General features: G+C 71.7%; 16 protein-coding genes. 8 read left to right on the top strand and 8 right to left on the bottom strand.

Annotated elements, in window-relative coordinates:
• Positions 1-7 precede the first annotated feature (7 nt).
• Positions 8-1,669 (top strand): glycoside hydrolase family 13 protein, encoded by a 1,662-nt coding sequence (locus M3C17_RS01445; protein ID WP_259975864.1) that lies wholly within the window; start codon positions 8-10, stop codon positions 1,667-1,669.
• A gap of 77 nt (positions 1,670-1,746) precedes the next feature.
• Positions 1,747-2,754: a LacI family DNA-binding transcriptional regulator gene (locus M3C17_RS01440; RefSeq protein ID WP_259975863.1), complete on the top strand. Its 1,008-nt coding sequence runs from the start codon at positions 1,747-1,749 to the stop codon at positions 2,752-2,754.
• 146 nt (positions 2,755-2,900) lie between these two features.
• On the opposite strand, the gene M3C17_RS01435 is transcribed toward M3C17_RS01440, so the two are convergent.
• A complete protein-coding gene (locus M3C17_RS01435; RefSeq protein ID WP_259975862.1) occupies positions 2,901-4,541 on the bottom strand; it encodes an FAD-dependent oxidoreductase in 1,641 nt (546 codons plus the stop codon).
• Positions 4,542-4,791: 250 nt separating this feature from the next.
• Between M3C17_RS01435 and M3C17_RS01430 the strand changes: the two genes are divergently transcribed.
• Positions 4,792-5,079 carry a metal-sensitive transcriptional regulator gene (locus M3C17_RS01430; protein ID WP_259975861.1) on the top strand — a complete coding sequence of 96 codons (288 nt, stop codon included), beginning with the start codon at positions 4,792-4,794 and terminating at the stop codon, positions 5,077-5,079.
• 155 nt (positions 5,080-5,234) lie between these two features.
• Here M3C17_RS01430 and M3C17_RS01425 read toward each other — a convergent pair whose 3' ends face one another.
• Both M3C17_RS01425 and M3C17_RS01420 read right to left on the bottom strand, forming a co-directional pair.
• A complete protein-coding gene (locus tag M3C17_RS01425; RefSeq protein WP_259975860.1) occupies positions 5,235-5,780 on the bottom strand; it encodes a flavin reductase family protein in 546 nt (181 codons plus the stop codon).
• Between the two features lie 113 nt (positions 5,781-5,893).
• On the bottom strand, positions 5,894-8,140 hold the full coding sequence (locus M3C17_RS01420) for a glycoside hydrolase family 3 N-terminal domain-containing protein (RefSeq protein WP_259975859.1): 2,247 nt from the start codon (positions 8,138-8,140) through the stop codon (positions 5,894-5,896).
• Positions 8,141-8,283: 143 nt separating this feature from the next.
• Here M3C17_RS01420 and M3C17_RS01415 point away from each other — a divergent pair, with 143 nt between their 5' ends.
• The gene (locus M3C17_RS01415) at positions 8,284-9,498 is read left to right on the top strand and encodes an amidohydrolase (RefSeq protein ID WP_259975858.1); all 1,215 of its coding nucleotides are present in this window, start codon (positions 8,284-8,286) and stop codon (positions 9,496-9,498) included.
• 92 nt (positions 9,499-9,590) lie between these two features.
• Here M3C17_RS01415 and M3C17_RS01410 read toward each other — a convergent pair whose 3' ends face one another.
• From M3C17_RS01410 to M3C17_RS01400, 3 genes are all read right to left on the bottom strand, one after another.
• Positions 9,591-9,890: a hypothetical protein gene (locus M3C17_RS01410; protein WP_259975856.1), complete on the bottom strand. Its 300-nt coding sequence runs from the start codon at positions 9,888-9,890 to the stop codon at positions 9,591-9,593.
• Positions 9,891-9,934: 44 nt separating this feature from the next.
• Positions 9,935-10,636 carry a GTP pyrophosphokinase family protein gene (locus M3C17_RS01405; protein ID WP_259975855.1) on the bottom strand — a complete coding sequence of 234 codons (702 nt, stop codon included), beginning with the start codon at positions 10,634-10,636 and terminating at the stop codon, positions 9,935-9,937.
• 85 nt (positions 10,637-10,721) lie between these two features.
• Positions 10,722-11,801, bottom strand: coding sequence for a VanZ family protein (locus M3C17_RS01400; RefSeq protein ID WP_259975854.1), 1,080 nt, complete (start codon positions 11,799-11,801; stop codon positions 10,722-10,724).
• 224 nt (positions 11,802-12,025) lie between these two features.
• Between M3C17_RS01400 and M3C17_RS01395 the strand changes: the two genes are divergently transcribed.
• Complete coding sequence (locus M3C17_RS01395) at positions 12,026-13,981, top strand: APC family permease (RefSeq protein ID WP_396819492.1); 1,956 nt, start codon at positions 12,026-12,028, stop codon at positions 13,979-13,981.
• 76 nt (positions 13,982-14,057) lie between these two features.
• Here the strand turns inward: M3C17_RS01395 and M3C17_RS01390 are convergent, their stop codons facing one another.
• Positions 14,058-15,461 carry a PLP-dependent aminotransferase family protein gene (locus tag M3C17_RS01390; RefSeq protein WP_259975853.1) on the bottom strand — a complete coding sequence of 468 codons (1,404 nt, stop codon included), beginning with the start codon at positions 15,459-15,461 and terminating at the stop codon, positions 14,058-14,060.
• Here M3C17_RS01390 and M3C17_RS01385 point away from each other — a divergent pair.
• A complete protein-coding gene (locus M3C17_RS01385; RefSeq protein WP_259975852.1) occupies positions 15,460-16,401 on the top strand; it encodes a DMT family transporter in 942 nt (313 codons plus the stop codon). The two genes, M3C17_RS01390 and M3C17_RS01385, sit on opposite strands and share 2 nt — an antisense overlap.
• 12 nt (positions 16,402-16,413) lie before the next feature.
• Here the strand turns inward: M3C17_RS01385 and M3C17_RS01380 are convergent, their stop codons facing one another.
• The gene (locus tag M3C17_RS01380; RefSeq protein ID WP_259975850.1) at positions 16,414-17,592 is read right to left on the bottom strand and encodes an SLC13 family permease; all 1,179 of its coding nucleotides are present in this window, start codon (positions 17,590-17,592) and stop codon (positions 16,414-16,416) included.
• 191 nt (positions 17,593-17,783) lie between these two features.
• Here M3C17_RS01380 and M3C17_RS01375 point away from each other — a divergent pair, with 191 nt between their 5' ends.
• Together M3C17_RS01375 and kdpA are read left to right on the top strand one after the other, a co-directional pair.
• The gene (locus M3C17_RS01375; RefSeq protein WP_259975849.1) at positions 17,784-17,873 is read left to right on the top strand and encodes a potassium-transporting ATPase subunit F; all 90 of its coding nucleotides are present in this window, start codon (positions 17,784-17,786) and stop codon (positions 17,871-17,873) included.
• Positions 17,873-19,552: a potassium-transporting ATPase subunit KdpA gene (kdpA, locus tag M3C17_RS01370; RefSeq protein ID WP_259975847.1), complete on the top strand. Its 1,680-nt coding sequence runs from the start codon at positions 17,873-17,875 to the stop codon at positions 19,550-19,552. The genes M3C17_RS01375 and kdpA overlap by 1 nt, the downstream gene beginning before the upstream one ends.
• Position 19,553 lies beyond the last annotated feature (1 nt).

The raw sequence follows: 19,553 nt of genomic DNA, 5'->3' as shown, positions 1-19,553 counted from the left end.
GTTGCGCATGGCACAGCTCGAACAGATCGCAGCCCCCGGTTCCGAGTGGTGGCGCAGCGCCGTCATCTACCAGATCTACCCCCGCTCCTTCGCGGACGCGTCCGGCGACGGCATCGGCGACCTCCCCGGCATCACGAGCCGCCTCGACGCGCTGCAGGAGCTGGGCGTCGACGCGATCTGGCTGAGCCCGTTCATGACGAGCCCGCAGCGCGACGCCGGATACGACGTGGCGGACTACCGTGACGTCGACCCGCTGTTCGGCACCCTCGCCGACTTCGACGAGATGCTGGCCGAAGCGCACGCGCGCGGCATCCGGGTGATCGTCGACCTCGTCCCCAACCACTCCTCCGACCAGCACCCGTGGTTCCAGGAGGCGCTGAAGGCCGGTCCCGGCAGCCCCGAGCGCGCCCGCTACATCTTCCGCGACGGCAGGGGCGAGAACGGCGAGCTCCCGCCGAACAACTGGGAGTCGGTGTTCGGCGGCGGCATGTGGCAGCGCGTGACCGAGGCGGACGGCACCCCCGGCCAGTGGTACCTGCACATCTTCGACGCGACGCAGCCGGACTTCGACTGGAACAACGAGGAGGTTCAGGAGGAGTTCCGCTCGATCCTGCGCTTCTGGCTGGACCGCGGCGTCGACGGCTTCCGGGTCGACGTGGCCCACGGCATGATCAAGACCGAGGGCCTGCCCGACTACACCCCGCCGACGGACGCCGACTCCATGGGCGGCGGCGAGGCGAACGTGCCCTACTGGGGCCAGGACGGCGTGCACGAGATCTACCGCGACTGGCACCGGGTGCTCGCCGAGTACGACGGCGACCGCGCGCTGTGCGGTGAGGCGTGGATGCCGACGCTGCAGCAGACCGCGCTGTGGGTGCGGCCGGACGAGATGCACCAGACGTTCAACTTCCCGTACCTGATGACACCGTGGGACGCGAAGGCCCTGGGCGACGTCATCCGCGAATCGCTGGACGAGTTCGGCGCGGTCGGCGCCCCCAGCACCTGGGTGCTGTCCAACCACGACGTGGTGCGCCACGCCTCGCGCCTCGCGCTGACCGCGGAGAACCCGCAGGGCGAGGGCATCGGACCGAACACCCCGGACAAGCCCGACACGACGATCGGCCTGGCCCGGGCTCGCGCGGCGACCACGCTGATGCTCGCCCTGCCCGGCTCCGCCTATCTGTACCAGGGCGAAGAGCTCGGGCTGCCCGAGGCCATGGAGATCCCGGACGAGTTCCGGCAGGATCCCACGTGGTTCCGCACGGGCGGCAAGCGTTACGGCCGCGACGGCTGCCGCGTGCCGCTGCCGTGGAACGCGGAGGCCCCCGCGTTCGGCTTCAACGACACCGGACTCTCCTGGCTCCCGCAGCCCGCCGACTGGGCGGCGTACGCGCGCGACGTGGAGGAGGTCGACCCCGCGTCGACCCTCGCGCTGTACAAGCGCCTGCTCGCCGGACGCCGCGAGTACGACTTCGGCACGGGCTCGCTCGTGTGGGAGGACGCGGGACCGGACGCGGTGGCCTTCCGCCGCGGCGAGGTGCACGTGCTCGCGAACCTCGGCACCGCCCCGCTCGAGCTCCCCGAGGGCGCCGTCGTCCAGCTCCGCAGCCAGCCCTTCGACGGCACCGCGGTCCCGGTCGACACGGCCGTCTGGTACACCACGGCCTGACCCCACCCGCTCCCGGATGAGCCGTGCCGCTCGCAGACACGGCGGCGGCACGGCTCATCCCGAGACAGAGGATCCCCATGGCGAGCATCGATGAGGTCGCCCGGCTCGCCGGCGTCTCCACGGCGACGGTCTCCCGTGCGCTCAGCGGGCGCGGGCAGGTGTCGGAGTCGGCCCGCGAGCGTGTGCGGGCGGCTGCGCAGTCCCTCGGCTATGTCGTGTCGTCCCGCGCGTCGAGCCTCGCGTCAGGGCGCACCCGCAACATCGGGGTCGTGGTGCCGTTCCTCGACCGGTGGTTCTTCAGCACGGTGCTTTCGGGGGTGTCCGCCGCGCTCATGCGCGCCGGCTATGACATCACGCTCTACAACATCACCGCGGATGAGGACGTGCGGCGGCACGTGTTCGACACGTTCCTGCGGCGGCAGCGTGTGGACGCGGTGATCGCGGTGTCGATCGAGCTCGACGAGGCCGAGACGCAGCAGCTGCTCGACCTCGGGCTGCCCGTGATCGCGATCGGCGGCCCCAACCCGAAGCTCGACACGCTCACGGTGGACGATGTGGCCGTGGCCCAGCTGGCGACGGAGCACCTGATCGGGCTCGGCCACACCGACATCGCGCACATCGGCGCCAATCCCGAGTTCGACATCGACTTCCACATCCCGACCAACCGCCGTCTCGGTTTCGAGAAGGCGCTGGCCACGGCGGGCATCCCGCTGAACCCGGCGTTCCTGGAGCCCGCGGATTTCACCGTCGAGGGTGGCTACCGTGCCGCCAAGCAGCTGCTGGGCCGCCCGGGGCCGCGGCCCACGGCGGTGTTCGCCGCCTCGGACGAGATGGCGATCGGGGCCCTGCTCGCCGCACGGGACCTGGGCTTCGGCGTGCCGGACGACCTCTCCATCGTCGGCATCGACGGCCACGAGCTCGGCGAGTTCTTCCGGCTGACCACGGTCGACCAGTTCCCGCTCGGGCAGGGTGAGCGCGCCGCCGACGCGGTCCTCGCGAAGCTCGCGGACCCGGAGGCCGTGCGCATCCCCTCCGCCCTGCCGTACGAGCTCAACGTCCGCGGGACGACCGCCCGTCTCCTCTGACCCGCGGGCGGGTCAGGCGATCGTCGCGTTCATAACTCCGGAGAAATCCGCCCTTGAGGCGCCCAGAGGGCCGATCCGGGGCCGATCCCGCCCGTTTCTCCGGAGTTATGAACGCGCGCGGCGCCCGCCGTCGACGACGGGCTGGCTCAGCCGTCGACCGCAGTCGCGTCGCGCCAGGTGCGGTACCCGCCGTCGAGGTTGCGCACGTCCCGGCCGTGCTGTCGCAGCAGCCGCGTCGCGATATGCCCGCGCAACCCGACCTGGCAGTGCACCACCAGCGGCCCGTCCGGCAGCTCGCCGAGGCGATCGCGCAGCTCGTCGAGCGGCACGTTGACCGCACCGGGGATCGCACCGTTCGCGTGCTCCTCGACCGACCTCACGTCGATCAGCGACGCGCCCTCCCGCAGGGCGTCGTCGAGTTCGTGCCACTGCACGGTCGGAGTGGTGCCTGTTCGGACGTTCTCGGCGACGTAGCCGAGGATGTTCACGGCGTCCTTCGCGGCGCCGAACTGCGGCGCGTAGGCCAGCTCGAGGTGCGCCAGCCCCGCGGCGGGCACGCCGGCCTGCATCGCGGTCGCCACGACGTCGATCCGCTTGTCCACTCCGTCGCGTCCGATGATCTGCGCTCCGAGGATGCGGTCCGTGGCCGGGTCGGCGAGCAGCTTCATCGACAGGGTCTCCGCGCCGGGGTAGTACCCCGCGTGCGACCCCGGGTGCACGTGCACGACGTAGTGGTCGCGGCCTGCGTCCCGCAGCTGACGTTCGCTCCACCCGGTCTTGGCAGCCGCGATGCCGAACGCCTGCACGATCCCGGTGCCGAGGGCGGGCCGCGCCGACTCCTCCCGTCCGGCGATGAGGTCGGCCACCATCCGCCCGTGACGGTTGGCGAGTCCTGCCATCGTGACCAGTGCCGCCCCTCCGCCCACGAGGTCGCTCTTCTCGACCCCGTCGCCGACGGCGAACACATCGGGCGCGCTGGTGCGGCAGAGCGCGTCGACGCTGATCCCCCCGGTCTCCCCGATCCGGATGCCGGCGGCGTGCGCGAGCTGCGTCTCGGGCATCACCCCGGAGGCCTCGACGAGCAGTTCCGCCGGCACCGTGGTCCCGTTGCTCAGCGTCACGGAGTCGGCTCCGGTGGTGGCGACCTCGACCCCGAGTCGCACGTCCACCCCCTGGCGCCTGACCTCGGCGAGCAGGGGCGCGGCCATCTCGGCGTCGAGCGGCGAGAGCAGCTGCGGACCGCGCTGCACGAGAGTCACCGCGGCTCCGCGGGCGACGAGGTTCTCGACGGCTTCCAAGCCGGTGTACCCGCCGCCGACGACGACGACGGGGAGACCGGGGCGCAGGGCGGCGTCGATCGCATCGGCGTCCTCGACCGTTCGGAGGCTGCGCGCGGTCAGCGCTCCCTGCGGCTCGTCGCGGCGCGGCCGGGCTCCGGTCGCGAGCACGAGCCGGTCGTACTCCTCGGTGGTGCGGCGACCGCTCACGAGGTCGACGACCTCGACCGTGCGCCGTGCGGTGTCGATGCGGACGACCTCATGGCGGACGTGCACGTCCAGCCGGAAGCGCCGGTGCAGCGACTCCGGAGTCTGCAGCAGAAGCTGCTCGCGCTCGGCGATCACGCCGCCCACGTAGTACGGCAGGCCGCAGTTGGCGTAGGACACCTCGGGGCCGCGTTCGTAGACGGTGATCCGCGCGGACTCGTCCAGCCGGCGCAGCCTGGTGGCGGCCGACATGCCTCCGGCGACGCCGCCGACGATGACGACGCGGAGCGGGGCCGCGCTCATCGGCGGAACAGCCGGGAGAACAGGCCGCCGGTCGACGGCTCGTCGGCGTGGCCGGCGCACCAGTCGGACCTCGGAACGGACAGGCGGACGGCCTCGACGTGCTGACCGCACCCCGCCCAGGTCGTCTTCCCGCAGGTTCGGCAGCGGACGGCTCGGCACATGTGTGACTCCTCTCGAATACCCCGGTGGGTATACCTCACTATACCCCCGGGGGTATGATGGTGTTCACAGCCGACGATCAGGAGCCACCATGACCACCACCGATGCCGAGACCCAGCGCAAGATCGTGAACCGCCTCAAGCGCGCGCAGGGTCAGCTGGCGGCCGTGATCACCGCCGTCGAGGCCGGCGGGGACTGCCGCGCCGTGGTCACCCAGCTCGCCGCCGTCACCTCCGCGCTCGACAAGGCCGGGTTCCAGATCATCGCCACCGCCATGAAGGACTGCCTGACCGACACCGCCCCGGAGTCGTCCGCCGACGCCGACGCCGCCGGAGTCTCCCTGCCCGAGCTGGAGAAGCTCTTCCTCTCCCTCGCCTGACCCGGCGCCCTCGCGCGTGTCCCGTCGCGAGGCTGACGCATCGCGCTCGCCTGACCGGCGCCGCGCGTGCCCCGTCGCGACGCTGACGCATCGCGCTCGCCGCTCGACGCGGCCGCCGACCTCACGCCCGCGGCAGGGATGTGAGCACGCGGATCTCAGAGAGCCGTGTCGTGCGAGACGGCGTGGAAGCGGCGGTCCACGTACACCAGGGGACGCGCCGTGCGCCCCGGCAGCACGTCCAGGACCTCGGCGATCACAACCGTGGAGGAGCCGACCGGGACGGTCTGGAGCGGGCGGCATCGCAGCGCCACCCTGGCCCCGGGCAGGTGCGGCTCGCCGGTCGGCAGCGTCGCCCAACCCTGTTCCGGGGTGAAGCGCTCGGAGCCGCTGACGGCGAAGCTCTGCGCGAGCGCCGAGTGCTCGTCGTCGATCAGGTGCACCACGAAGGTGTCCGCGTCGAGCAGGGCGCCCGCGCTGCCGGTGGCCCTGGTCACCGAGAACACGATCGCCGCGGGATCGACGGCGACGGATGCCACGCTGGATGCCGTGAGGCCGACCGGTCCGTTCTGGCTCTGCGCCGTGATGATGGCGACCCCCGCGGGGTGCGTGCGGAACGCGGCCTTGAGCCCCTCACCCACAGGGGTGGGCACGGGAGCGGCGGGATGCGGGGCGGTCGTGGCGCCGGAAGACTGGGGGGTCATGCGTGGATCTCCTGCGGGGGCAGCCCGGCGATCGGGGCGCCGTCGCCCTTCTACTGTAAAACCTCAAGAGCACTTGAGCTCAAATCGCGCGGATCCACGGAAGATCCACAGGGTCACGCGAGGCTGAACCCCGCGGACAGCAGCGTCTCCTCGCGTGAGCTCGGCCCCACCAGCAGCGAGAACTCCCCCGGCTCGATCCTCCGGACACCCTCCGCGTCCACGATCGTGCACGCCGCGACCGGCACCTCCAGGCGCACCCGCTCCGAGGCGCCGGGCGCGAGCTCGACCTGGCGGAACGCCTTGAGCTCCCTGTCGGTCCAGCTCACGCTCGTCACCTCGTCGCGCACATACGCCTGCACGGTCTCGCGCACCGGCCGCGCCCCCGTGTTGGACACGGTGACGTGCGCCACCACGGCGCCGTCCACCGCCGGCGCCGCGTCCTCCAGCTGCAGGTCGGCATACTCCACCGTGGTGTAGGAGCGGCCGTCGCCGAAGGCCCAGGCGGGCGCCTGGGTGAGATCCGCGTACCGATCGCCGTGCTGCCCGCGGATCTGGTTGTAGTAGGTCGGCTGCTGGCCCACGTGCCGTGCGAACGAGATCGGCAGCCGTCCGGACGGCTCCACCGCGCCGGCCAGGAGCTCACCCAGCGCACGGCCTCCCTGCATGCCGGGGTTCGCGGCCCAGATCACGGCGGCCGCGCGCTGCACCGAGGGCGGCAGCACCAGCGGCTTCGACGCGAGCAGCACGACCACCACCGGCGTGCCCGTGTCGATCAGGGCGTCGAGCAGGGCGTTCTGCCCGCCGATCAGCTCCAGCGTCGCCGTCGAGCGGCCTTCGCCCACGAGCTCGATGCGATCGCCGACCACGGCCACCACCACATCCGCAGAGACGGCCGCCGCCACGGCCTCGGCGATCAGGTCCGCATCCGGCTCGCACGGCTTCACCACGCGCGGTCGGGGCTGGTTGTCCGGGAAGTGCGTGCCCCGCGGGTCGTCCTCCAGCGTGAGGATGTCGGCGCCGCGGGCACGCGTCACGGACCATCCGTCCACCGCCCTGAGCCCGTCGAGCACGGTCGTGACCATCTCCCGCGGCTGTCCCTCGAGCCATCCCGCCTGCCCCGACCCTCCGGCCCAGTCGCCGAGCTGCGTCTGCGCGTCGTCGGCGAGCGGCCCCACGACCGCCACGGACAGCGGCGCCGTCGCGTCGAGAGGCAGGGTGCCGTCGTTCTCCAGCAGCACCAGCGAGCGCCGCGCGACGTCGAGGTTCAGCTCCGCGTGCGCGGCGGAGCCCACGACGGACTGGTCGGCACGCGGGAGCCGGGGGTCCTCGAACAGACCGAGCTCGAACTTGAGCGTGAGGATGCGGGCGACCGCGGCGTCGAAGGCGTCCTCCGCGAGCAACCCCTCCGCCACCGCCGCGAGCGCTCCCTCGAAGAAGCCGGGTGTGGTCATGACCATGTCGTTGCCCGCCCGCACCGCCGCCGCGGACGCCCTCGTGAGGTCGGGCTGCACGCGCTGCTCCCACACCATGCGACCCACGTTGTCCCAGTCGGTGATGAGCGTGCCCGTGTATCCCCACTCCCCGCGCAGCACGTCGCTGAGCAGCCACTCGTTGACGGTGATGGGCACGCCGTCGGTCGTCTGGTAGCCGAGCATGAAGGTGCGGCACCCCTCGCGGGCCACGCGCTCGAACGGCGGCAGGAACCAGGAGCGCAGCTTGCGGGGCGAGATGTCGGCCTCGCTCGCGTCACGCCCGCCCTGCGTCTCGGAGTACCCCGCGAAGTGCTTGGCGGTGGCCAGGATCGCGGTCGGGTCGTCCAGCCCGTCGCCCTGGTATCCGCGCACCATGGCCGACGCCAGCTCGCCGATGAGGAACGGGTCCTCGCCGAAGGTCTCGCCGACGCGGCCCCAGCGCAGGTCCCTGGCGATGCACAGCACCGGCGAGAACGTCCAGTGGATCCCGGTGACGGCGACCTCCTCGGCGGTCGCTCTGGCCACGCGCTCGATCAGCTCCGGATCCCACGTCGCCGCCATGCCGAGCTGGGTGGGGTAGATGGTCGCGCCCGGCCAGAACGAGTGGCCGTGGATGCAGTCCTCGCCCACGAGCAGAGGGATGCGGAGACGGGTCTGCGCGGTCAGTGCCGCCGCCTGCACCAGACGCTCGGGCGAGGTGTGCAGGATGGAGCCGACGTGCCGCCGCAGCACGTGATCCTCCAGGTCGTCCCTCGCATCGAGCTGCAGCATCTGCCCGACCTTCTCCTCCAGGGTCATCCGGGCCAGGAGGTCGGCGCGCCGCTCCGGGATCGGGACGGCGGGGTCCTGGTACGGGAGGGCAGGAGTGATCGGGTGGGGGGAGGTCATCGCTTCTCGTCCTGTCGGCGTGCGGGTCCGGGTCTCACATCCTCACCGATGCCGTGCCGGTTCGGGACGACCAGGCGCGCGGTTCGCGCGATCCGGCCTCGGCTCGCGGATCCGCCGGCCGGGTGCCGGGCTAGGCTCGGGCCATGGCCATCGACCTCGAAGCGCTCTACATCGACCTGCATCAGCATCCTGAGCTCTCCTTCCAGGAGACGCGCACGGCCGGCATCGCCGCACAGCATCTGCGCGAGCTCGGGCTCGACGTGGAGGAGGGCGTCGGCGTGACCGGCGTGGTGGGGGTGCTGCGCAACGGCGACGGTCCGGTCGTCTGGGTGCGCGCGGACATGGACGCCCTGCCGGTGGAGGAGCAGACCGGGCTCGCGTACGCCAGCACCGCCAAGGGCGTCGACCCCGCGGGCACGACCGTGCCTGTCATGCACGCGTGCGGCCACGACATGCACGTGACCGCGATGATCGGAGCCGTCGAGAAGCTCGTCGCCGAGCGCGAGGACTGGTCGGGCACACTCGTGGTGCTGATCCAGCCCGCGGAGGAGTACGGCGCCGGCGCCAGGGCCATGCTCGACGACGGCATCCTCGGCCGCTACCCGAAGCCGGACGTGGTGCTCGGGCAGCACGTGACCCCTCTTCCCGCCGGTGTCATCGGCGTGCGCAGCGGCACGCAGATGGCCGCGTCCGACGGACTCACCGTGACGCTGCACGGCCGCGGCGGGCACGGCTCCCGTCCGCACGCCACGATCGACCCCGTGGTGATGGCGGCGGCCACCGTCATGCGCCTGCAGACCGTCGTGTCGCGGGAGATCGATCCGCAGGGCGTCGCGGTGGTCACGGTCGGGTCGATCCATGCCGGGCTCAAGAACAACATCATCCCCGCTGAGGCGAAGCTCGAGCTCAGTCTCCGCTACCCGAACGAAGAGGTGCGCGACAAGGTGCTCGCGAGCGTGGAGCGCATCGTGCGCGCCGAGGCGACGGCGTCCGGCGCCGAGCGCGAGCCCGAGATCCGCACCGACCACACGCTGCCCGCCACGATCAACGACGACGAGGCCACGGTCAGGGTGACCGCGGCACTGCAGCGGGCGCTCGGCGAGACCGCGGTCATCGACCCCGGCATGTTCACCGGCAGCGAGGACGTGTCGTGGTTCGCACGCGACGCGGGCGTGCCGCTGGTGTTCTGGTTCTGGGGCGGCGTCGACCCCGCCCGCTTCGCCGAGGCGCTCGCCGCGGGCCGAGTCGAGCAGGACATCCCGACCAACCACTCGCCCTTCTTCGCGCCCGAGATCCACCCCACGATCGAGGTCGGCGTCACGGCGATGTCCGCCGCCGCCCGCGAGTTCCTGGGCTGAGCGACAGCGCGGCGTCGTACACCCTGAGCCCGAGTCGCGGCGCGGTGCGGCGACCGGGTGCGGCCACGCGTGCCGCCGCCGAAGGCGCGTGCTCAGATTCCGCGGACGGTGAGGCGCTCCCGCCCGAGCTCACTGCTGCGATTGCTGAGGCATCGCGCGCACAGCAGCTCCACGCGGCGCGGATGGCTTGCCCCGCACACGCAGTCGATCGTGACCCGCCACCGCGCCGGCGCCCCGCACGGCGTGGACGCACCCTGCTCGGAACCGGAGCTCTGGGCCGTGTGCGGGCACTCGCAGCGCGGCCCGTCGTCCAGGTCGGGCATCAGCGCCGGGTCGGTGTCGACGCGCAGGTCGGAGTGGTTCCCGGGAGCGGTCGAGGAGGGGGAGGCCATCGCGCCGATGCTTCCACACTCCCCCGCCACGCGCCAGGTCGCGCTCAGACCCCGACGATGCGGGGGGACGGCGGCGGAGGCGGCAGCTGGCGTCGGGGCACCCCGTGGGCCTCACGGTGCAGGCGCTCCATGCGGCTGTCGAGCTCGGCGGCGGCCTCGGCGGCGTCGCTCAGGCTCTGCACCAGGTGCGACGGCACGCGGTTGGAGAACTTGTAGTAGATCTTGTGCTCCAGACTCGCCCAGAAGTCCATCGCGATCGTGCGGAACTGCACCTCGACGGGCACGGACAGGGCTCCCGTCGACAGGAAGACCGGGACCTCGATGATCGCGTGCAGGCTCTTGTACCCGTTGGGCTTGGGGTGGGCGATGTAGTCCTTGACGGTGCGCACGGTCACGTCGTCCTGTGCGGTGAGCAGGTCGAACAGCCGGTACACGTCCGCGACGAAGCTGCACGTGACCCGCACGCCGGCGATGTCGGTGATGTCGGCGCGGATCCGGTCGAAGTCCGGCTCCTCGATGCCCTTGCGAGCGAGCTTCTCGACGATGCTGTCGGGCGACTTGAGCCGGCTCTTGACGTGCTCGATCGGGTTGTACGCGTGATCGTGGGTGAACTCGTCGCGCAGGATGGAGATCTTCGTCTCCACCTCCCGCATGCCGAACTCGTACTCGCGGAGGAACCGCTGCAGCTGGTCGCGAAGCTCCTTGGCCTCGTTGATCATCGCCTCGTCGACCGGGATCGCGCTCATGCCGTCGACGTTATCCATCCGTGATCGGAAACCGCTGTGGATATCGTCCCCCGCTCGCGGATCCGGTCGGAGGACCGCGCGCGGATCACGGCGCGGAGGGTGGCGAGGGCGCGGGCACCGCCTCGCGAGCGTCGACCAGGTCCTGGCCGGAGAGCAGACCCGGCAGGCCTCGCCCGTGCCGAGTGGTGAACAGCAGCACGACGGCGACGAGCATCAGCAGCGAGGACAGCGGCTCGAACACGCCGCCGAGCAGCGCCACCGAGCCGAGCCCGGCCACCCCTCCCGCCCAGCGCAGCAGCCGTGCGAGCGGCAGCGGAAGACGCGAGCCGGTGTACCGCAGCTGCACCGCCAGGTCGCCCACGGAGCGCCCGGTCGCGAGGATCAGCACGAGCCACAGCCCTGCCGCCGAGACGCTGCTGATCAGGGAGGCCACCGTGCCGTCCAGCACCACAGCCCTGTCCTGAATGACCACCGAGAACCACAGCTGCACGGCGACGCTCACCGTGGCGCTCACGAAGAAGAACGCGAGCCCGTCGCACAGCATCGCCAGGGCGCGACGCCCCCGCGTCACCTGCCGGGGCAGATCGGCGTCACCGCGGGCCCTCGACCCTCGCAGAGCGCGCGGCACGGCGAGAGCGAGGACGCTGCCCACGACCGCTCCGGTCGTGTTCGTCATGAGGTCGCCGACGTCGAAGAAGCGGTAGGCGCACGGGTAGAGGCCCCACACGCCGGTCAGCTGCGTGGTCTCCACCAGCAGGGAGAGGCCGAATCCCGTGATCAGCGCGACCAGCACGCCGCGACCCGCGATGACCCGCACGAAGAACCCGAGCGGGATGAACAGCAGCACGTTGAAAGCGAGCTGCAGGAACGCGGGGTGGCGGATCGGGTCGTCGGAGGCGAAGGCGCGCTGCAGCTCCGTCACGACCGACATCGGATCGGTGATCGCGCCGACGCAGCGGATGGCATCGGGATCGGGCAGCGGCAGCAGCGTGTAGGTCCAGATCGCCCAGAAGTAGATGAGGGCTGCGAGCCACAGCACGGTGCGGCCGAGTGTGAGCGCTCCGCGCCGCCGGTAGCTGATCGCCACGAACGGGACGAAGAGGAGGACTCCGAAGGCCACTCCGATCGCGATCGCGATGACCCCCAGAAACAGCTGATCCCCCATGGGTAAAATTCTACTCGACGCCCGTAAGGATTCCGTGAGGGACGGGTGCCCGAGCGTAGGGATTCCGTGAGGATCGCGTGAGGACGCTCCCGCCGGGCGTAGTGTCGCCGGACGTGTCAGAAGAAACCCGCCAGGGCGCCGATGCGCCGCCTCGCGCCAAACGCATCCTGATCGGCGACCCGCTCACGAGCGAACAGGTGGATGAGCAGCTGCTCCCGAAGCGCATGGCGCTGCCGATCTTCGCCTCGGATGCCCTGAGCTCCGTCGCCTACGCCCCGCAGGAACTCGTGATGATCCTGCTGATCGGCGGACTGACCTTCCTGTCGTTCACGCCGATCGTCGCCGCCGCCGTCGTGGTCCTGCTGCTCGTGGTGGTGCTCAGCTACCGGCAGCTGATCAAGGCCTATCCGTCGGGCGGCGGCGACTACGAGGTGGCGTCGAAGAACCTCGGCGAGATCCCCGGGGTGATCGTCGCCGCCGCGCTGCTCGTCGACTACGTCCTCACGGTCGCGGTATCGGTGGCATCCGGCGTCGACAACATCATCTCCGCGGTGCCCGGCCTCGACCCGCTCCGCGTGGAGCTCGCGGTCGGCTTCGTGATCCTCATCATCATCGTGAACCTGCGCGGTGTGCGCGAGGCGTCCCTGGTGTTCGCGATCCCCACCTACGTGTTCATCGGGTCGGTCGGCGTCATGATCGTCACGGGTCTCGCCCGCACCCTGCTCGGCGACGCCCCCGTGGCATCGAGCCACGACTTCTCCGTGCAGGCCGAGAGCCTGAGCCAGGCGGCCGTGATCCTGCTCATCCTGCGCGCCTTCTCGAGCGGATGCTCCGCGCTGACCGGTGTCGAAGCCGTGTCGAACGGCGTCCCCGCCTTCCGCGCCCCGAAGGTCCGCAACGCGCAGTCCACGCTCGTGCTGATGGGCACGATCGCCATCTGCCTGTTCTCGGGCCTCACCGCTCTGGCACTCATCACCGGGGTGCACTACGCCGAGAACCCGTGCGACCTGATCGGCTTCGACTGCACGACTCCGCAGCCGAGCCTGATGGCGCAGATCGCGGCCGCCACGTTCGGCGGCGGGAGCATCCCCTTCTTCATCGTGCAGGCCGCGACGGCGTGCGTGCTGCTGCTCGCCGCGAACACCGCCTTCAACGGCTTCCCGCTGCTGGGGGCCGTGCTGGCGCGCGACGGGTACGCACCCAAGTCGCTGAACACCCGCGGCGACCGGCTCGTGTTCTCGAACGGCATGATCCTGCTCGGCATCGCCGCGATCGCGGTGCTCGTGGTGTTCCAGGCGCGGCTGACCACGCTGATCCAGCTGTACATCATCGGCGTGTTCGTGTCGTTCTCGCTCGGGCAGATCGGCATGGTGCGGCACTGGCGGCGGATTCTGCGGGAGCCGGTGGGAGGAGCGCGCGACGGCGCCGCCGCCACGGACCGCCGCTCGGCGCGGGTCGGTCTCCTGATCAACTCCGCCGGGGCGACGCTGACCGTGCTCGTGCTGGTGATCGTGACGATCACGAAGTTCACGCACGGCGCGTACCTGGTGTTCTTCGCGATCCCCGTGCTCGCGTTCCTGATGATCGGGGTGAAGCGGTACTACCGCGATGTCGAGCACGAGATCGCGATCGACGACACGACGCGCTTCGGCGCGTCCGGCGACGTGGCGATCGTGCTCGTGAACCACCTGCAGAAGCCGGTCATGAAGGCCATCGACTACGCGATCGCCGCCAAGCACGACAAGACGCTCGCCGTGCACGTGGCCGTGTCCGCCGAGGATGCCGCGCGGCTGCAGCAGGAGTGGGCGGACCACCTCGTTCCCGTGCCCCTCGTGATCGTCGAGTCGCCGTACCGGTCCTTCGCGCAGCCGGTGACGCAGTTCATCCGCCAGTACCGCGAGAAGCACGGCTCCTCGGTCGTCACGGTGTATCTGCCGCAGTACATCGTCGGCCACTGGTGGGAGTCGTTCCTGCACAATCGTCGGGCGCGGCGCCTGGCCAACCAGCTGATGCTCGTGCACGGCGTCTCGATCACCCTGGTGCCGTGGCTGCTGGACTCGTCCGAGCTCATCTACGGTCGTCGCTCCCGCCCGCTACCCGGCCAGGAGCGGGCCGGGCGACCTGTCGTGGTGTCGGGCCGTCGCGCCCACCGGCCCGCCGGTCCGCCGTCCGGGAGCTGATCCCGCGGAGGTCGGCGATACCGACCCCCGGCGTTCCCCGCGTTCCCCCGGCGGCTGTGGCCGCGCGGGGGGAAGGTCAGCGGGCCAGCACCGCGCCGAGGATCGCTGACGCCTCCGCGAAGCGGGCGGGATCCGCATGGGCGAAGTTGAGCCGGACGTAGGGCCCGGCGGGCTCCGCGGGGAACCACTCGCCCCCTGGCGCCAGGATCAGACCGCGGACCTCGCACTCGCGCGCCACCTGACCGACGTCCGTTCCCTCGGGCAGCCGCACCCAGAGATTCAGCCCGCCCGCCGGCACGTGCGCCACGAGCGCGGTCGGCGCGTGGGCCGCGAGACTCGCGACGAGCAGGTCCCTGCGCGCCCGCAGCTCCTCGCGGAACCCGCGCAGATGCGTGCGCCAGGCGGGCTGCGTGACCACGTCCAGCGCCGCCGCCTGCAGCAGCCCGCTGACGTACATCGCCTCCGCAGCGCGGTCGGCGAGGATGCGCTCCCGCGCCGGCCCGCGCGCCACCACGGCCGCGACCCGCAGCGACGGCGACACGCTCTTCGTGAGCGAGCGCACGTAGATCACGTGGCCGTCGTCCACCGCACCGGCGAGCGGATGCGCATCCGCGTCGATGCCGAGGTCGTGAGCCCAGTCGTCCTCGATGAGGAACGCCCCGTGGCGTCGGGCGCTGTCGAGCACGGCCGCCCGTGTCGTGTCGAGCCACCGGCCACCGGTCGGGTTGGCGAACGTCGGCTGGGCGTAGAACGCGCGGGCGCCCGTCTGCGCGAACGCGCGCTCGACATCGTCGGGATCAGGGCCGTGCGGGCCGGACGGCACCGGCACGAAGGCGACCCCGGCCTGCCGCGCCGCCAGCAGCGCGCCCCAGTACGTGGGCGACTCGATCAGCAGGGGACGCCCTGCTCCGACGACAGCGCGGAAGATCGAGCTGAGACCGCTCTGGCTGCCGGAGATCACGAGGGCGTCGCGCGCGGAGGGCGGGGTGACTCCGGCCGGGGTCCCCGCCGCCAACTCGCTCGCGAACCAGGCGCGCAGCTCCGGCAGCCCGGCCGCCGGTGTGCGGGTGAGCGCGGATTCGGTGCGGGCCGCCCGGACGAGCGCCTGTCTGACCAGCCGTCCCGGCAGGAGCTCGGCCGCGGGGTACCCGGTGTGCAGGCCGATCGCCTCCGTGGAGGCGGTGCGCTGGGTCGACGAGAGTCCGGCGAGGTGCGCGGGCGCCGCCCCGAGCGCCGCCGTCTGCCAGTCGAAGTCCGCGGGAGCGGCAGGCCGAGGCGCGCGGACGAAGGTGCCGACGCCGGGGCGGGATTCGACCAGCCCGGCCCTGGCGAGCTGCTGCACGGCCCGCTGCACGGTCACTGGACTGGCGCCGTACTCGGCGACGAGAGCGCGGCTGGACGGGATTCTCGCACCGGCCGGTGCGGCGTCGATCCACCGCCGCAGCCCCTGCACGATCCGCTCGGTGCTATCCTGACCCATGACAGGACATAGTAGCGCTACTGCCCACGCGTCGACAGTGCTATCCCGCGCCGGCGTCGGCTGGGGGCTCCTCGGCGTCGCCGCCTTCTCCTTCACGCTCCCCTTCACGCGCATCGCGATCGGCGGGATGTCGCCGCTGTTCATCGGGTCGGCCAGAGCCGTGGTCGCCGCCGCACTCGCCGGCGTCGCGCTGCTGCTCACACGGCAGCCCCGCCCGACCGCCCGGCAGTGGCTGCGGCTGGCCGTCGTCGCCGGCGGTGTCGTCGCCGGGTTCCCGCTGCTCACCTCGTTCGCCCTGACCACGGCGCCCGCGAGCCACGCGGCCGTCGTCGTCGGTCTGCTCCCGGCTGCGACCGCGGTCGCCGTCGTCCTGCGCACGGGCGAACGGCCCCCGCGGTCGTTCTGGGTCTTCGCCGCTCTGGGCGCGGTCGCGGCGATCGGATTCGCGACGATGCAGAGCGGCGGACTCGGCAGCCTGCACGGTGCCGACCTGCTGCTGTTCGGGGCCGTGCTCGCCGCGGCGGTCGGCTACGCGGAGGGTGGACTGCTCGCGCGCGAGCTCGGCTCGTGGCAGACGATCGCCTGGGCCCTCGTGCTGTCCGCGCCGCTCATGGCCGTCCTGGCCGCGAGCACCGCAGCGGTCCAGCCGCCGCACGCGACGCCCGAGGAGTGGCTGGCATTCGGCTACCTCTCGGTGGTGAGCATGTTCCTCGGATTCATCGCCTGGTACCGCGGACTCGCGATCGGGCCGATGGCGCAGGTGAGCCAGATCCAGCTCGTGCAGCCGGTGATGGGCATCGCCTGGGCCGCGCTGCTGCTGCACGAGACGATCGGGTTGCCCACTGTGCTCGGCGGACTAGCCGTGATCGCGTGCGCCGCCCTCGCCGTCCGCACCCGCCTGGGCGGGTCCGCCCGCCGCACCCTCCGCCCTCGGGCGTGAGGTCGACCCCGCTCAGCCGCCGGCGAGCGCCAGCGCGAGCACCGCGAGGACGACCGTCGGGACGGCGGCGACGAGACCCCACAGCACGAAGCGGCTCCAGCGGATCTCCACGCCGAGCGCCGTGATGCGGTGATGCCACAGCAGGGTCGCGAGCGAGGCCCACGGCGTGATCAGCGGGCCGAGGTTCACGCCGATCAGCAGCGCCATGAGTGCCGTCGGATCGCCCGCGACCGGTTCGAGCACGAGATAGGCGGGCAGGTTGTTGATGGCGTTGGAGCTCACGGCGCCGAGGGCGGCGAGCCGGAGCAGGTCGCCGAACGAGCCGCCCGCGATCACGGAATCCGTCAGCGCATCGAGGGCGCCGCGCGCGTGCAGCGTCTCCACCAGCACGAACAGCGCCGCGGCGAGCGCGACGGCCTGCCACGGGACCAGCTTCCAGCGCAGCGCTCTGCGGCGGCGCACGGCGAACACCGCGAGCAGCGCGACGGCGGCGAGCGCGGCCGGGATCCACACTTCCTGCAGGAGTGCGAGCGCAGGCATGAGTGCGAGGAGGACCCCCGTCGCGGTCCAGAACAGCACCGGGTCGGCGGGGCGTCGCGGTGGTGGCGTCGCATAGGTCGAGAACACGGTGGCCCTGTGGCGCAGGGTGAGGATGAGCACGGGGACGAGCACGCCCACGAGCGTCGGCGCCCAGCTGAGCGCGAGGAACGCGCCGGGCCCGTCGCCGATCTGCCGTGCGGCCAGCAGGTTCGTGAGGTTCGACACGGGCAGCGCCAGGGAGGCGGTGTTCGCCAGCCACACGGTCGCCAGTGCGAACGGAATGGGCGGCACCCCGATGCTCTGCGCCAGCACGACCACCACGGGCGTCACGATCACCGCGGTGGTGTCGAGCGACAGGAACACCGTGCTCACCACCGCGAGCGCGATCACGAGCAGCCACAGCAGCACCACGCGGCCTCGACCCCAGCGGGCGAGCCGCTGCGAGACGACGTCGAACACCGCGGCGTCCCGCGTGAGCTCGGCGACGATCGTGATCGCCACCACGAAGCCGAGCACCGGGGCGGTCCGCGCGCCGAGCGCCGCCGCATCGGGTGCGGGCAGCACGCCGGCGAGCACGCACACGGCCGCCGCCGCGACGAGGACGAGCACGATGGCCGTCCCCGCACCGATCCGCGCCCGCCGCTCTCCCACCTCGCGAGCATAGGGCCGATCCGTGAGAAAGCCGCATGCATCCCGGGGACCGGCGTAGGGGAAGCGTGAGGATCGCCGGAAGCGCCGCGGCACGGGGGTTGTATCGGGGACGTGCTCGACATCATCTACCTCACGCTGACCCTGGCGCTCTTCGCCCTCGTCTCCCTCGTCGCCAAGGCGGTGGATCGCGCATGATCGTGTTCGAGATCATCGCCGCGGTGCTGGCCGTCGCCGCGATCGTGTACCTCGTGGTGGCACTCGTCTCCCCGGAGCGATTCTGATGGACGCGGGGATCCTGTTCGGCATCCTGCAGCTCACGGCCGTCGTGGTCGTGCTCGTGCTCGTGTACCGGCCGCTCGGCGACTACATCGCGCACGTCTACACCTCCGGACGCGATCTGCGCGTCGAACGCGGCATCTACCGCGTGATCGGCGTCGACCCGCGCTCCGAGCAGACCTGGCGTGCGTACGTGCGCAGCGTGCTGCTGTTCTCCGCGGTGGGCCTGCTGCTCGTGTACGGCCTGCAGCGCCTCCAGGCCTTCCTGCCCGCCTCCCTCGGCCTCCCCGCCGTGCCGGAGGGGCTGGCGTTCAACACGGCGGCCTCGTTCGTCGCCAACACGAACTGGCAGTCCTACGCGCCGGAGCAGACCGTGGGGTACACGGTGCAGCTGGCCGGGCTGACGGTGCAGAACTTTGCCTCGGCCGCTGTGGGACTCACGGTCGCGATCGCCCTCATCCGCGGGCTGGCACGCCGCGGCTCCGCCACGATCGGCAACTTCTGGGTCGACCTGGTGCGCGGGCTCGGTCGCCTGCTGCTGCCCCTGGCACTGCTCGGCGCCCTCGCCCTGCTCGCGGGCGGGGTCATCCAGAACGTCGCCGGATTCACCGACATCACCACCGTCTCCGGCGGCACGCAGACGCTCCCCGGCGGGCCGGTCGCGTCGCAGGAGGCGATCAAGCTGCTCGGCACGAACGGCGGCGGCTTCTTCAACGCCAACTCCGCGCACCCGTTCGAGAACCCGACGCCGTGGACGAACCTGCTCGAGGTGCTGCTGATCCTCGTGATCCCGTTCGCCCTGCCGCGCACGTTCGGGCGTCTCGTCGGCGACCACCGCCAGGGCTACGCGATCGTCGCCGTGATGGGCGCCATCTTCCTCGCCTCGACGCTCGCCCTGTCGGCCCTCGAGCTCGCCGGTCGCGGCACCGCCCCCGAGCTCGCCGGCGCGGCCATGGAGGGCAAGGAGCAGCGCTTCGGGATCCTCGGGTCCACGCTGTTCGGCAGTGCCAGCACGCTCACGTCGACCGGCGCCGTGAACTCGATGCACGACTCCTTCACCGCACTCGGCGGCATGATGCCGATGCTCAACATGATGCTCGGCGAGGTCGCACCGGGCGGAGTGGGCTCCGGTCTCTACGGGATGCTGGTCCTGGCGATCGTCGCGGTGTTCGTCGGCGGGCTGCTCGTCGGCCGCACGCCGGAATGGCTCGGCAAGCGGATCGGCCCTCGGGAGATGACGCTCGCCAGCCTGTACATCCTCGTCGTCCCCGCGCTCGTGCTGGGCGGCACGGCCCTGAGCTTCGCACTGCCGGGCATCCGGGAGGACGTGGAGTCCACGAGCATCCTCAATCCGGGCGTGCACGGCATGAGCGAGGTGCTCTATGCGTTCACGTCCGCCGCGAACAACAACGGCTCCGCCTTCGCCGGCCTCACCGCGAACACGCCCTGGTTCAACACGGCCCTCGGCATCGCCATGCTGCTCGGCCGCTTCCTGCCGATCGTGTTCGTGCTGGCGCTGGCCGGGTCGTTCGCGGCGCAGGAGCGCGTCCCGGCGACGACCGGCACCCTGCCCACCCATCGGCCGCAGTTCGTCGGCCTGCTCCTGACGGTCACTGTCGTGGTCACCGCCCTCACCTACTTCCCCGTGCTCGCACTGGGACCGCTCGCCGAAGGACTCGTCTGAC

The sequence above is a fragment of the Microbacterium sp. p3-SID336 genome (genome assembly GCF_025143365.1).
Taxonomy (GTDB): Bacteria; Actinomycetota; Actinomycetes; order Actinomycetales; family Microbacteriaceae; genus Microbacterium.
This window is presented reverse-complemented; position numbering and strand designations above follow the sequence as displayed.

Excerpts from the sequence above, each read along its gene's own strand:
- M3C17_RS01445 (WP_259975864.1), top strand. The coding sequence starts at position 8 with ATGGCACAGCTCGAACAGATCGCAGCCCCCGGTTCCGAGTGGTGGCGC.
- M3C17_RS01440 (WP_259975863.1), top strand. The coding sequence starts at position 1,747 with ATGGCGAGCATCGATGAGGTCGCCCGGCTCGCCGGCGTCTCCACGGCG.
- M3C17_RS01435 (WP_259975862.1), bottom strand. The coding sequence starts at position 4,541 with ATGAGCGCGGCCCCGCTCCGCGTCGTCATCGTCGGCGGCGTCGCCGGA.
- M3C17_RS01430 (WP_259975861.1), top strand. The coding sequence starts at position 4,792 with ATGACCACCACCGATGCCGAGACCCAGCGCAAGATCGTGAACCGCCTC.
- M3C17_RS01425 (WP_259975860.1), bottom strand. The coding sequence starts at position 5,780 with ATGACCCCCCAGTCTTCCGGCGCCACGACCGCCCCGCATCCCGCCGCT.
- M3C17_RS01420 (WP_259975859.1), bottom strand. The coding sequence starts at position 8,140 with ATGACCTCCCCCCACCCGATCACTCCTGCCCTCCCGTACCAGGACCCC.
- M3C17_RS01415 (WP_259975858.1), top strand. The coding sequence starts at position 8,284 with ATGGCCATCGACCTCGAAGCGCTCTACATCGACCTGCATCAGCATCCT.
- M3C17_RS01410 (WP_259975856.1), bottom strand. The coding sequence starts at position 9,890 with ATGGCCTCCCCCTCCTCGACCGCTCCCGGGAACCACTCCGACCTGCGC.
- M3C17_RS01405 (WP_259975855.1), bottom strand. The coding sequence starts at position 10,636 with ATGAGCGCGATCCCGGTCGACGAGGCGATGATCAACGAGGCCAAGGAG.
- M3C17_RS01400 (WP_259975854.1), bottom strand. The coding sequence starts at position 11,801 with ATGGGGGATCAGCTGTTTCTGGGGGTCATCGCGATCGCGATCGGAGTG.
- M3C17_RS01395 (WP_396819492.1), top strand. The coding sequence starts at position 12,026 with ATGGCGCTGCCGATCTTCGCCTCGGATGCCCTGAGCTCCGTCGCCTAC.
- M3C17_RS01385 (WP_259975852.1), top strand. The coding sequence starts at position 15,460 with ATGACAGGACATAGTAGCGCTACTGCCCACGCGTCGACAGTGCTATCC.
- M3C17_RS01390 (WP_259975853.1), bottom strand. The coding sequence starts at position 15,461 with ATGGGTCAGGATAGCACCGAGCGGATCGTGCAGGGGCTGCGGCGGTGG.
- M3C17_RS01375 (WP_259975849.1), top strand. The coding sequence starts at position 17,784 with ATGATCGTGTTCGAGATCATCGCCGCGGTGCTGGCCGTCGCCGCGATC.
- kdpA (WP_259975847.1), top strand. The coding sequence starts at position 17,873 with ATGGACGCGGGGATCCTGTTCGGCATCCTGCAGCTCACGGCCGTCGTG.